Source organism: Pseudomonas sp. LPB4.O (genome assembly GCF_038383825.1).
Classification (GTDB): Bacteria; Pseudomonadota; Gammaproteobacteria; order Pseudomonadales; family Pseudomonadaceae; genus Aquipseudomonas; species Aquipseudomonas putida.
On the sequence record NZ_CP151298.1, the window covers coordinates 1,730,841 to 1,743,295 of the forward strand.

At 63.3% G+C, this 12,455-nt stretch carries 12 protein-coding genes; 4 read left to right on the forward strand and 8 right to left on the reverse strand.

What is annotated here, in order from left to right; translation table 11 throughout:
* Window positions 1–18 precede the first annotated feature (18 nt).
* Window positions 19–1,434, reverse strand: a complete 1,416-nt coding sequence (locus MRBLPB4O_RS07830; protein ID WP_341798008.1) for a TolC family protein — start codon at window positions 1,432–1,434, stop codon at window positions 19–21.
* A 103-nt stretch (window positions 1,435–1,537) separates the two neighbouring features.
* Window positions 1,538–2,248, reverse strand: coding sequence for a helix-turn-helix transcriptional regulator (locus MRBLPB4O_RS07835; RefSeq protein ID WP_341798009.1), 711 nt, complete (start codon window positions 2,246–2,248; stop codon window positions 1,538–1,540).
* Window positions 2,249–2,773: 525 nt separating this feature from the next.
* Here MRBLPB4O_RS07835 and MRBLPB4O_RS07840 point away from each other — a divergent pair.
* Window positions 2,774–3,031: a hypothetical protein gene (locus MRBLPB4O_RS07840; RefSeq protein WP_341798010.1), complete on the forward strand. Its 258-nt coding sequence runs from the start codon at window positions 2,774–2,776 to the stop codon at window positions 3,029–3,031.
* 4 nt (window positions 3,032–3,035) lie between these two features.
* Window positions 3,036–3,308: a DUF3077 domain-containing protein gene (locus MRBLPB4O_RS07845; RefSeq protein ID WP_019472880.1), complete on the forward strand. Its 273-nt coding sequence runs from the start codon at window positions 3,036–3,038 to the stop codon at window positions 3,306–3,308.
* Window positions 3,309–3,394: 86 nt separating this feature from the next.
* On the opposite strand, the gene MRBLPB4O_RS07850 is transcribed toward MRBLPB4O_RS07845, so the two are convergent.
* Entirely contained in the window at window positions 3,395–3,838 is a 444-nt protein-coding gene (locus MRBLPB4O_RS07850; RefSeq protein ID WP_341798011.1) for an acetyltransferase, read from the reverse strand.
* A gap of 267 nt (window positions 3,839–4,105) precedes the next feature.
* On the opposite strand from MRBLPB4O_RS07850, the gene MRBLPB4O_RS07855 reads away from it, so the two are divergent.
* Complete coding sequence (locus MRBLPB4O_RS07855; RefSeq protein ID WP_341798012.1) at window positions 4,106–5,032, forward strand: LysR substrate-binding domain-containing protein; 927 nt, start codon at window positions 4,106–4,108, stop codon at window positions 5,030–5,032.
* Window positions 5,033–5,265: 233 nt separating this feature from the next.
* Here MRBLPB4O_RS07855 and MRBLPB4O_RS07860 read toward each other — a convergent pair whose 3' ends face one another.
* From MRBLPB4O_RS07860 to lysA, 4 genes are all read right to left on the reverse strand, one after another.
* Entirely contained in the window at window positions 5,266–7,752 is a 2,487-nt protein-coding gene (locus MRBLPB4O_RS07860; RefSeq protein WP_341798013.1) for a TonB-dependent siderophore receptor, read from the reverse strand.
* Window positions 7,753–7,862: 110 nt separating this feature from the next.
* The gene (locus MRBLPB4O_RS07865) at window positions 7,863–8,798 is read right to left on the reverse strand and encodes a FecR domain-containing protein (RefSeq protein ID WP_341798014.1); all 936 of its coding nucleotides are present in this window, start codon (window positions 8,796–8,798) and stop codon (window positions 7,863–7,865) included.
* 5 nt (window positions 8,799–8,803) lie between these two features.
* The gene (locus MRBLPB4O_RS07870; protein WP_341798015.1) at window positions 8,804–9,304 is read right to left on the reverse strand and encodes a sigma-70 family RNA polymerase sigma factor; all 501 of its coding nucleotides are present in this window, start codon (window positions 9,302–9,304) and stop codon (window positions 8,804–8,806) included.
* A gap of 250 nt (window positions 9,305–9,554) precedes the next feature.
* A complete protein-coding gene (gene lysA, locus MRBLPB4O_RS07875) occupies window positions 9,555–10,787 on the reverse strand; it encodes a diaminopimelate decarboxylase (RefSeq protein ID WP_016500800.1) in 1,233 nt (410 codons plus the stop codon).
* A gap of 123 nt (window positions 10,788–10,910) precedes the next feature.
* Between lysA and MRBLPB4O_RS07880 the strand changes: the two genes are divergently transcribed.
* Window positions 10,911–11,816, forward strand: a complete 906-nt coding sequence (locus tag MRBLPB4O_RS07880; protein WP_341798016.1) for a LysR family transcriptional regulator — start codon at window positions 10,911–10,913, stop codon at window positions 11,814–11,816.
* Between the two features lie 127 nt (window positions 11,817–11,943).
* On the opposite strand, the gene MRBLPB4O_RS07885 is transcribed toward MRBLPB4O_RS07880, so the two are convergent.
* Window positions 11,944–12,297: a hypothetical protein gene (locus MRBLPB4O_RS07885; RefSeq protein ID WP_016500798.1), complete on the reverse strand. Its 354-nt coding sequence runs from the start codon at window positions 12,295–12,297 to the stop codon at window positions 11,944–11,946.
* Between the last annotated feature and the right edge of the window lie 158 nt (window positions 12,298–12,455).

Sequence of the window (12,455 nt, forward strand, 5' to 3'; positions counted from 1 at the left end):
CATTTGTTGTTACCTGAGCTACCACCGCCCGCCCAGGGCGCGGAACAGGTTGACCTGCGCCTGCGCCAGGCGCCCTCGGGCTTCTACGTGGCTGGCCCGCAGGCGGATCAGTTCTCGCTCGCTGTCGAGCAAGGCCAGCCCGTCCACGGTACCGGCGCGGTAGTTGCCCTGGGCCAGGGCATAACCGCGCTGGCTGTGCGTCAGGGCGGCATCCAGCGCCTGCAACCGCTGCCGCTCACCGTCATAGCGGGCAAGGGCTTGGCGCACGTCCTTGAGCGCGCTCAGCGCCGCACCGCGGTAATGGGCAACCTGCGTTTGCTGCAATGCCTCGGCTTTGCCGACCCTCGCACGGTTGGCCTTCATATTCGGAAACTCCCAACGGATCAGCGGGCCAATGCCGAACATCACCGCGCGGCTGTCGCCGAGGTTGGCCAGGTGATGGTCCGAGGAGGTCAGCGAAGCGCCGAAGCTGACCTTCGGATACAGGTCGGCCCGGACGATGTCGGTTTCCAGGGTGGCAGCCTGCAGTTCCCGTTCGGCCTGGCGCACATCCGGCCGGCGTTCGAGCAAATGCCAGCCATCGCCGGCCGGTAGCGGCGCCGACAGCGTGGGGATGGTGGTGCAAGTCGCAGTGTCGGCCAGCGAGGCCTGGCCACTGAGCATGCCAAGTTCGTAAAGCGCCATCTGCCGCCGGGCTGCAAGCATCGGCAGCTGCGCCCGCACTTGTTCCCGTAAGCCCAGCAGGCGCTCGCTGTCGAGGGCAGTGGCCACGCCGGCCTGGCGCTGGCGTTCGCTCAGTTGCACGCTGTGGTCGAGGGTTTGCAAGGACTGCTTAGCCTCGTCCAGGCGCGCCGCGTAGATGCACTGGTCGATGTAGGCGCGGCTGGTCTGGGCGACCACTTGCAGGCGCACCAGGTCCAGCGCCGCAGCACTGGCTTCGGCCTGGGCACGGGCGCGCTCGATGGCAGCGCGCACCTGGCCCCAGATATCCAGCTGGTAGGCCAACTCGATACCTGGGTTGAATTGCCATTGAGCCGGCGCGTGGCTGTAGGTCGCCTCGGCCAGGGTCTGGTCATCGGCGCTCTTGCCATAGGTGGCGGCAACGCCCATCGAGGTTGACGGCCAACGCCTGGCATCGAACTCGCCGATGCCGGCCAGCATGGCCTGCACGTTGGCCTCGGCCTGGGCCAGGTCCTGATTGTGCGCCAGGGCTTGCTGTACCCAGTGGTTAAGTTGCGGGTCCTGGAACAGCGCCCACCATTGTTCGGGTAATGGTTGCCGGCTGACACCGGCCGGCACATTCGCCAGCGGGTTGGCCAGCAGCGCTGCGGGTGGCTCGGCAGGTGCGGGTTGCCGGGTGCACGCCGCCAGTACGCCGAGCATGGCGAGTACGGCAAACCGGGCCCGGAAGGGGAATGAAGGCTGTAAGGGCATCACACATGTCGCTCAAGGGTGGTGATGCGAGGTTAACGAGGGTGGGACGCACGCCGCTGCCGCAAGCGGGACAACCCTGCGCGCAAGTGGGACAACCTGGGGCTCAGTACCCGCGCGCGGTACTGTTTTGCCAATCGCTCGGCGCGTAGCCGAGGATGCGCTTGAACATGGCGGCAAAGGCGCTGGCGCTCTGGTAGCCGTGCTCCAGCGCCACGTTCAGGATCGGCTGGCCATCGGCCAGGCACTGCTGGCTGAGCATCACCCGGGCACGGGCGCGCCATTCGCCATACGACATGCCCACCTCGCGCTGGAACAGCCGCGCCACGCTGCGGGCACTCATGTTCAGTTGCGCGCCGCATTGCTCCAAGGTCAGGTCCTGGGCCGGGTCTTGCAGGAAGCGCTCGCACCAGGCGCGCAGCCGCGCATGTTGCGGTTGCGGCACAAAGGCATCGATGCGCCTGGCAGTGGCCAACTCAAGCTGGATCAGTGCCCGCACGTGCTCGCCGTCACGCAGGTCGAGCATGCGTGATGCAGCCAGGATCAGTTCGTGCAGCAGGCCGGACACAACGATGACCTGGCAGCGGTCGATGCGCGCATCGAGCAGCAGGGTGCGCATGCAGACCACCCCCTCCATGCGGATGGCATGGCTGACCCCGGCGGGCATCCACAACGCATGCCCGCCAGGGATCACCCAGCTACCGCCTTCGCTGCTGACCCGCATGACGCCGCTGGCGGCGTAGATCAGCTGGTCTTCGGCGTGGCAGTGGCTGGCCACCTCTTCGCCGTGTCCGTAGTCCATTTCCAATGCTTGCATACGGGGCATCCTCGGTGTTGGATCCGATTATACGGCGGCCTATTGGTGCTGGATTGCGAAGATTGGTGGTTCGGCGCAATTATTCAACGCCTGTGCGATCGAGCGCCGCCCGCGCGGCGCTCGATCTTGTAGGCGCTGAACATGTTGCGGCAAGCACCTGGTGGCCCTGACCCGATCCCTTGGCAGGCACCTCAAAGCCATGCCCTGTAAGACAATTCTGAACATGAAACCAAATGCTTCAGAATCAACCCGCTTAGGAATTATCCTACGCGCGCTGCTGAACTATCGCTGTTGTCGGGGAAGTACCTCAGGGATAACGTTTTCGCGTCGCTCCGGCGACCGGGCATGAGAACCCGACAGTCAAGCTAGCAGCACCTTCATGGTGGCCGTACGTAGGCGGGCCTTCGCCTGGCCGGGCCTTTGCTAGCTTCTGCCCGGTTTTCTCACACCTGCGTACGGCTGCCGCCTTCAATCCATGAGAAAGATTCAGGTGGTGGTTCCTTCCCTAGAAGCTGGAATTACACAATGAAAAAGCTCGTCCCCGATCCACCCCTCCGCCCAATCAATACCCCGTTCTTCACCCCCAAATCCGACATCTACCCGCCCCTCGCCCTCGCGCACGTGATCGAGCTGCTACGCGGCGTCATCGAAACCCTTGACGAACAATGCCGCAGCCACGCTGGCGATGCCGGCCTGGGCAATGCCCTGCATGCAACTGAAATCGCCCATTCGCTGGTAACACATTCGCATGCACGGCTGTTCGGCCAAAAGGAAGAGGGATGAAAACATGGCAGACGAACCCAAGGTCATCCTCACCATCGGCGCAGAAACCTTCCTCGAAGTCGGCAACCCGCCAAAGGATCTGCTGCGGGTCCAGCCCGGCATTCCTATCGATGATGCCTACGAGCAAGTTTCGATCCTGCTGAGCTACATCAAGCATCTACTGCGCGAAGGCGATATGGAGGACGACCACAAATTCCTGGGCGCCGCCGATTACCTCACGGCGTTGGCCAAGGCATTGATGAACGAAGTCGAACTGACCAAAAATACCTTGCGCTGAGCGGCTGCCCTCGGGGGGGCCGCTTTGCGGCCCTTTTTGCGACACATGGCCCGATGGACCGGTCCATCGCGGTGTGTGCCTTCTGGTCACGCCTGGGTGGGCAAGCTCATATGCAGCAAGGGGAACGGCCGGCCTTCGCCATCCAGCGGAGAGCGGCCCGTCTGGACGAAGCCGTAGTGCTCGTAGAACCCTGTTGCCTGGGGGTTCTGCTCGTTGACATCGACACTCATCGCGTTACGCGACTGGCGGCCAAAATCCAGCAGCGCCCGGCCAATACCTTGGCCATGTCGCTCGGGGTCGACGAAGAGCATTTCCACGTGGTTTTCATTGAAACCGATGAAGCCCAGCAGCTGGTCATCGGTGTCTGCTGCAACCCACAGCTCGACGGCCGGGAAATACACGTCGCGCAGCTGTGGCAACAGCGCGTCGATGTCGGACGGTTGCAGAAATTGGTGTGTGGCGCGTACGGCGCACAGCCAGATGTCGAGCAGCTGCGGATAGTCTGCAGCAATGCCTTGGCGAATGATCATGGGGTCATCCTGAATGTATAGATGGCAGATGGGCGCGCCAAAAGGTGGCGGCCATGCAGGTGTCGGCATCATGAATGACCGCTTCGCGATTTAACGCCTGGGCGGTGCACGGCAGGGGAAGCCGGAAGGGAAGTTGGCGGAAGGTTACCCGGATTGCGCAGTGTGGGGCAATGCAGCCTGAGTCGGGTTTTCCGGTTTTTACTCGACCGCAATCCATATCGATGCTGGAATTGAGTCCGCACGTCATGGCGATGGCCGGGAGCCCCAATGAACCGCAACGAACTGCGCAAAGCCGATATCAATTTGATGGTGGTGTTCGAAGCCCTGATGCAGGAGCGCAACCTCACCCGTGCCGCAGAAAAGCTGTTTGTCGCCCAACCCACGGTCAGTGCCGCGCTGGCCAGGTTGCGGGCAATGTTCAACGACCCGTTGCTGATCCGCGTGGGCAACCGCATGGAACCGTCGGCCAGGGCCGAGGAGGTCATCAAGTACCTCACCCCGGCACTGGACGCGATGTCCGTCGCCCTCAGCCTGTCCCATGATTTTGACCCGCTCACCAGCAAGATGACCTTCCGCATCGGTTTGTCCGATGATGTCGAGTCGGGGCTGTTGCCGCCGTTGCTGCGGGCGCTGCGGGTGGAGGCGCCGAATGTGGTGGTGGTCGTGCAGCATGTCGATTACTGGCGCATTCCGGATCTGCTGGCTGCAGGCGATGTAACAGTGGGCATCAGCCAGACCAAGGGGCTGCCGGCCAACGCCAAGCGCAAGGTGCTGCGCACGATGCAGGGCAGGGTGGTGCGGGCCGACAAATCAGCCACACCACTGACGCTGGATGAGTTCTGCGCCCGCCCGCACGTTCAGGTCTCGCCCACCGCCAATACACAAGGTGTGGTCGATGACTGGCTGAAAGAGATCGGCCGCGAACGCAAGGTGGTGTTGTCGGTGCCGCAGTTCAGCTCGTTGCCGGCGATTCTGGCCGGGACCGACCTGCTGGCCTGCTGCCCGGACTATGCCGCGCAAGGTATGGAGCGTTGGGGCAACCTGCAGGCCGAGACGCTGCCGTTCGAGACGGCTGCGCTGGAGCTGGCCATGGTGTGGCTGAGCACTACCGACAGCGACCCGGCCGAACGCTGGCTGCGCAGCCGCCTGCAGCAATACATGAGCGGCGAGCGTGAAGTGGCGATCGGGCTCTAGCCGCGATCATTGTGCGGATGACTACCGGGCAAGCCTTGTTCGGGCGCATGAGCGATTTCCTTATCTGCTAAAACAATCAATGGGTTGACGCGGCCCGTGTAGGAGCGACCTTGTGTCGCGATGGGCCGCGCAGCGGCCCCAGGGTTTCAGCCAACCTGCATCATTTGCCGGGGCCACCTTGCGCCCCATCGCTCTGTTCTCTGCACGATCCCCCGCAACCGCTGCGTGATCGCTTAGAACGCCCCTTGCAACGTCATCATGAAGTTGCGCGGTTCGCCATAGAAGTTGCCCCACGCCGGCGCACCGATGGTGGCATAGTACTTCTTGTCGAACAGGTTGTTGCCGTTGAGGGCGACCGTCCAGTTCGGGTCGATGCGGTACTGCACGCGGCCGTTCCATACGGTGTAGCCCGCCTGCTCGACGCGGGTAGTGCCGGTGGTACGGAAGTTCTCGCTCTGGCTGTTCAGGCCGGCGCCGACGGTGAAGCGCTCCAGTGCACCGCCCAGCTGGTAGTCACCCCACACCTTGAGCATGTGCCGCGGGATGAAGCTGGAGGTGAAGGTCAGCTCGGTGGGGTCGGTGTCTTCGATGGTACTCAGGTACTTGGTCTGGGTGTAGGTGTAACCCGCCAGCAGCTGCAGCCGCTCGATTGGCGAGCCGCTGATCTCGGCCTCGAAACCCTGCGCACGCACCTTACCGCTGTCGGTGTAGCAATAGCCGTCGCCTGACGGGCAGGCTTCGTTGTAGTCGGTTTCCGCGCGGTGATTCTCGATGGTGCGGAACAGGTTGAACGAGGTGTTCAATGCGCCGTCAAGCAGCTCGCCCTTGATGCCAATCTCATAGTTGGCACCGGTCTTGGGCTGTAACGCCTGCCGCTCGGCATTCACCTTGTCGCTCTGCGGCTGGAAGATGTCGGCGTAGCTGGCGTAGGCGGTCCACTGGTCGTTCAGGTCGTACAACACAGCGGCGAACGGCGTGACCTGGCCGTTTTCTTCACTGCGGTTATGTACCCAGTAATCGTAGAGCTGGGTATAGGAGTCGCTCTTGTTGCGGTACCAGCTGACCCGCGCGCCCAGCACCAGGGTCAGCGGCTCTGCCAGCTTCAGCCGCAGGTTGGCGTAAGTGCCGTACTGGGTGGTGGTGGAGTCGGTTGGCACGCTGCCGCCGCGGGTCGGGTTGACCAGGTAATCGCCCTTGGACGGTTGTGGGAAGTTCGCGGTCGGATTGAACGGGTCCTGCTTGGCGTTCAGCAGCATAAGCGCGAAATAGTCATGGGTTTTCTGCCGGCTGGCGTTGGCGCCGATGATCAGCTCGTGCTGCAGGCCGAACGCTTCGAACTTGCCATCGACATAGCTATCGAAGCCGTAGTCGTCCTGGTCGTAGTCGAAACGACCGGCTCGCACGTTCATGCTTGCGGTGCTGGCGCCGACCGGTACCGTGCCTTCGGAGTAGGCGTATTCGATGTCCTGGTTGTTGTGGGTGTAGATCGAGGCGAAGTTCAGCGTCCAGTCATCGTTGAAGCGGTGCTTGAGGTCGGCGAACCCGGTAATACGTTGGCTTTGCAGGTCGTTCCAGCTGGCCCCCAGGCAGGTGGAGCGCGACAGCTTCAGGTCACTGCCATCGGCGTAGCGTGGCAGGCCGGAATAGCACGGTGTGGCATCGACATCCTCGTAGGCCAGGCCAAAGCCAAGGGTGGTGTCGGCGGTGACGTCCCAGTCGATGGCGCCGTACAGTATCTGGTCCTGGCGCTTGGCTGTGTCATAGAAGTACTGGCGGTCCTGCAGCGACGCCACGGCGCGCCCCCGCACGGTTCCCGACTCGTTCAGCGGACCGCCTACATCCACCTGGCCGCGGTAGTTGTCCCAGCTGCCTGCAGACAGGGTGACGGTGGTGGCGGCTTGTTCCTGGCCGCGCTTGCGTACGAAGTTGACGCCCCCGGCAGAAGAGCCGGAGCCCTTCATCATGCCGGCTGCGCCTTTGAGGATTTCAACGCGGTCGTAGAACGCCATGTCGCTGGAAAAGCTGTTGGCCTGCACGTAGTTGCCGCCCACGTCCAGCGGCACGCCGTCGTACTGGTACTGGCCGTCCAGGTTGAAACCACGGGAATAGAAGTACTTGCCGCCCATGGGCGAGTCGTACACGGTGATGCCTGGGGTCTTGTCCAGCACCTGTTCCAGCGTGTTGAGGTTCTGGTCGTCGAGCATCTTGCGGGTCATCACGGTGACCGATTGCGGCGTTTCTTTCAGCGTGTGCACGCCTTTACCGATGGTCACGGCACGGGCGGTGTACGACTGGGTGCCCTCGCTGGTTGCATCCAGCCGGTTGGCGTCGATGTTCAGCGGCCCGAGCTCCATGGCCGAGCCGGTGTCGGCAGGTACCAGCACATAGCCGCCATTGCCCTGACGCTGCGCCTGCAAGCCACTGTTGCCCAGCAGGCGCATCAGCCCTTCCTCGACGCTGTAGCTGCCCTCCAGGCCCGCGCTGCTGAGGTGGCGCGTTTGTGCGGTGTCGAACGAAATGGTCACGCCCGCCTGCACGCCAAACTGGGTGATGGCATTGCCCAACGGGCCAGCGGCGACATGGTAGGCAGTCTGGCTTTGGGCCATGGCCTGGGCAGGCATCAGCAGCAGGCCCGGCGCGCTGGCCAAAGACATGCCGAACAACACCAGGCGCACGGCCTGGCTCAGCTTGGTTGCAGGGGTGGGGTGCAGGTGAGGCATTTCGTGATCCTTCCGAGTCATGGCAGAAAGTCGCTGTCGTCGCGGCTTGTGTCAGGGACGGACGAGAATCGAAATCAGCAAGATTGCGGCGAAAGTTTTTTCGCAGTGGCTCAGACCGGTTCCACACTCACCCAATAGCGGCTGAGGTAGCGGAGCTTCACGGGCAGTGTTTTTGGCAGGTTGGCCAGGGCGATGTCGGTGTCGTCAATACGGAACGCGCCGGAAATGCTCATGGCCTGAATCGACGAGGCGCAGCGCAGCACGCCTGGGCGATAACGCCCCAGTTCTTCGATGAAGTCGCCCAGCTGCCAGTCGTTCACACTCAGCATGCCCTGCAGCCAGGCTGTCGAATCCACGGGCAGGGCATGTGCGCTGGCGAAGTCGTCGCGGTCAAAATTCACTTGCTGGCTGGCCTGCAGTTGCAGCACCCGATCAGGGTGGTGCTGCGGGCGTACTTCGACAGAGCCCTGCAGCACGCCCACGCGCGTCTGCCGGGCAAGTTTGCGGATGCTGAACTCGGTACTACGGGTGAGCACGCTGCCGTCTTCGGTGTGCACGATGAACGGGCGCTGCTGAAGGCCATTGATCGGGCGCACCAGGATTTCCCCTTGGTACAGCTGGATCGCCCGTACCTTGGCGTCGTAGCGCACATCCAGCGCGGTATTCACGTTCAGCTCAAGCTGCGAGCCATCCTCCAGCTGCATGGCGCGCCGTTCGCCGCCACGGGTGCGTTGCTGGGCCAGCAAGGCGCGATAGGGGACCTGCTCGGCTGCCAGCCAGCCACCGCCGCCCATGGCCAGCAACAGGCTCAGCACCTTCAGCACATCGCGCCGCTGTGCTTGTGCCGCGCCCAGGCTGGACAGCGCTGCCTGTGGCGGCACCATGGCCCATTGCTGCTGCAGTTTTTCTACCCGCGCCCAAGCGGCAGCGTGTTGCGGGCTGGCCTGCAGCCACTGCCGCCAGGCGTAGGTGCGGGCCTCGTCGCTGGCGCCATCGTTGAGCTGCACATACCAGGTGGCAGCGGCTTCGAGTGTCTTGAGATCCATCGCCCTCAGCCTTCGACTGCCAGCAGGCAGCGGGTCATCGCCTTGATCAGGTGGTTCTTCACGGTGGTAACCGACACGCCGAAGCGCTCGGCCGCAGCGCCGTAGGTCAGGCCTTCGAGTTGAACGGCAAGGAAGATGGCGCGGGTCTTGGCGCCGAGTTCGTCGAGCAGGCTGTCGACGGCCACCAGCATTTCGATGATCGACAAGCGCACTTCCGGCGAAACCTCGACCGGCTCCGGGCGCAGGGCCAGGGCTTGCAGGTAGGCTTTTTCGATGGCGCGGCGGCGGGCTTTGTCGATCAGCAGCGCGCGGGCGATAGCGCTGAGGTAGCTGCGCGGCTCTCGGATCGGCAACGGATTACGTGCGGTCATTACCCGCAAGAACGTGTCGTGGGCCAGGTCGGAAGCATCGGCGGCGTTGCCCAGGCGGACGCGCAGCCAGCCCTTCAGCCAGCTGTTGTTTTCGCTGTACAGCTGGTGCAGGGCCTGGGGATCGAGCGTTGACATGGCGTCAAGACCGCAATATTAATGGGAATTGATCGCATTGTCGTAGTAGGGCAGGCTGATTGCAAGGATCGTGTGCATGCACACATCCTTGTGGGAGCGGGCGTGCCCGCGAAACAGGCAACACGGTGGATGGCACCGGCTCTGCCGGTGTTCGCGGGCATGCCCGCTCCCACAGAGGTTGCGCCAGCTTCTGGATGTTGAGCAAGGCAATTGCTCACACAAAGGCAGCGCGCGCACATTGAATACGTTGTTAGAACCCGGCCTCCAGGCTCAGCAGGTCCTGCACCGTCTGCCGCCGGCGAATCATCCGCAGCGTCCCGTCTTCGATCAGAAACTCCGGCAGCAACGGCCGGCTGTTGTAGTTCGACGACATCGATGCACCGTAGGCGCCGGCATCATGGATCACCAGCAGGTCGCCCACCTGAGCCTGGGGCAGGTCCTGCGGAGTCAGTTCCTGGTCATCCTGGGTGAACACGTCACCCGATTCGCACAATGGCCCGGCCACCACGGTCGGCTGCCGTGGGCGGTCCACCGGCTGGCCGTTGGCGTCGAGCAGGGTCATGCCGTGGTAAGCGCCGTACATCGCCGGGCGCATCAGGTCGTTGAAGCCGGCGTCGATCATGACGAAGGTGTTGCGGCCCACTTGCTTGACGGCGCGCACTTCAGCCACGAGGTAGCCCGACTCGGCCACCAGGAAGCGCCCTGGCTCGATTTCCATGCGTACGGGGTGGCCCAGCATTGCTTCGATTTCCTTGCGCGCCACCGCCCAGGTCTGGGCGTAGCGTTGCAGGTCGACCGGCTTGTCGGTGCTGCGGTAAGGGGTGGACAGCCCGCCGCCGATGGAGAACGCCTCGATATCCACGCCCAGGCGGCCGACCAGTTCGATCATCGAGCGCGCCACCTGTTCCAGGTGCTGGTAGTCCACCCCCGAACCAATGTGCATGTGCACGCCTACCAGGTGCAGGCCATTGGCCTTGATGCACGCGAGGGCCTCGTCCAGTTCTTCGTGCCAGATGCCGTGCTTGCTGTTTTCGCCGCCGGTGTTGGTCTTGCGGCTGTGGCCATGGCCGAACCCCGGGTTGATGCGGATCCACACGCGGTGGCCGGGCGAGCGTTCACCCAGTTGGCGCAGCATGTCGATGGAGCCGGCGTTGACTTCGATCTTCTCTGCCACCACGCGCTCCAGGGTGGGCCGGTCCAGCGCGTCGCAGGTCAGCACCACGCCGGCAGGGTCACCGTCCACGCTCGCACCCGCAGCGAAGGCCCGCTCCATTTCACCCAGCGACACGGCGTCCAGCACCAGGCCATGGGCGCGCATCAGGCGCAGCACATGCAGGTTGGGGTTGGCTTTCTGGGCGAAGCGTACGGTGTCGAATACGTTCAGCTGTTCGACACGCTCGGCGATGGTGCTGGCGTCGTACGCCCAAAGCGGCGAGCCGTGCTGGCGAACTGCCTCGGCCAGAAGGGTGAAGGGTGCGGTCATGGTGGCGCTACTCGTATAAGGAAGGCCACGAGGATGAATCAAAGCGGGAATTCAGAAAAATAGCTATTTTTCTGCTAGTCATTCATATCTGATATACCCATTGTCGACTCACCGGGTATTGCCGTGAAATTGTCCGTCCGCCACATCGAAGTGTTCCGCGCCATCATGGCCGCTGGCAGTGTCACCGGGGCGGCGCGCCTGCTGTTCACCTCGCAGCCCACTGTCAGCCGCGAATTGGCGCGCCTGGAGCAGGTGACTGGCCTGAACCTGTTCGAGCGCGAGGGAGGGCGCCTGGTGGCGACGGCCCAGGCGCTGCTGCTGATCGAAGAGGTCGAGCGTGCCTACGTCGGGCTGGAGCGCATTGATCGCTTTGCCCAGGCCATCCGCAACTTCGAGCAGGGACGGCTGGCCATCACCTGTCTGCCGCTGTTCTCCCAGACCTTGCTGCCCAAGGCCTGCCAGCGCTTCCATCAGCAGCACCGCGGTGTGAGCGTGAGCATCGTGGCGCAGGAGTCGCCGTTGCTGGAGGAGTCACTGGTGGCCCAGCAGCATGATCTTGGCCTGACCGAAATCGAGCAGATACCGCGCGGCGCTTATGGCGAATTGCTGTTCAGCGCCAACATGGTGTGCGTGTTGCCCGAGCATCACCCGTTGCAGGCCAAGGCCGAGTTGGAGCTAAGCGACTTTCACGAGGTCGATTTCATCAACCTGGCCAGCCTGGACACCTACCGCCAGCGCCTGGACCAGCACTTTCGCGCGGCGGGGGTGAACCGCCGCACGGTGATCGAGACCACCAGTGCCGCCTCGGTGTGCGCCATGGTCAGGCAAGGCCTCGGGGTGGCGATCATCAACCCGCTGAGCGGCCTGGAGGCGGCCCAGGGCGGGTTGCCGATCCGCAGGTTGCGGGTGTCGGTGCCCTACCAGGTCATGCTGATACGCCCCGACCACCGGCCGGCATCGGCAGCGGTGGAGCCGTTTTGCGAAGCGCTGCGGGTGCAGGCTAAAGCAATGCAACAAGCGCTGGCATGATCATTGTGAGAGCGGCCTTGTGTCGCGAAAGGGCTGCGCAGCAGACCCAGCAACAGGTGCCGTGATGCCGCGGCGCTTTCGCGACACAAGGCCGCTCCCACAGAGATCGTGCAACCTTTCAGCTTTATTAAAGTTCGCAGACGAAGGTCCCGGTCCCGGTCAGGATGTTTTCCAGGGTTTGCTTCACTTCGTCCAGGTCGCTCAGGTCGCTGGTAAGGGTGATCTCCAGCACCTCGTCCCCCTTCAGCGCATCCTGGTCGCCGGCCGCCACTTCGATCAGCAGGCGCTTGGCACTCAGCGTCACTTTCAGCCCATCCAGCGTCGACGGCTCGTCATCCAGGGTCAGGTCGACGGTGTCTTCGTCCGGGTAGCGGGTAAGCAGGAACATCTGTCCCTTGTCGCTGTGGCAGCACAGGGTCGCCATGTTGTCTTCCTCGTCATCGCAAGGGGTGGCGAACAGCAGGGCGGTGTTGATTTGCATGAGCAGGCTCGGATCAAAGGAAACGGAAGGGAATTCTGACAGTCTTGCGTACAGGCATAAACGTAAAGTTACCGCCCCTTGACCGAAATTGTCGCAGCGCTGCAAGCGTTGATGACCGATCAGTCGTTAAGCTTCGGCGAGCCCTGGGCGTGCCCGCG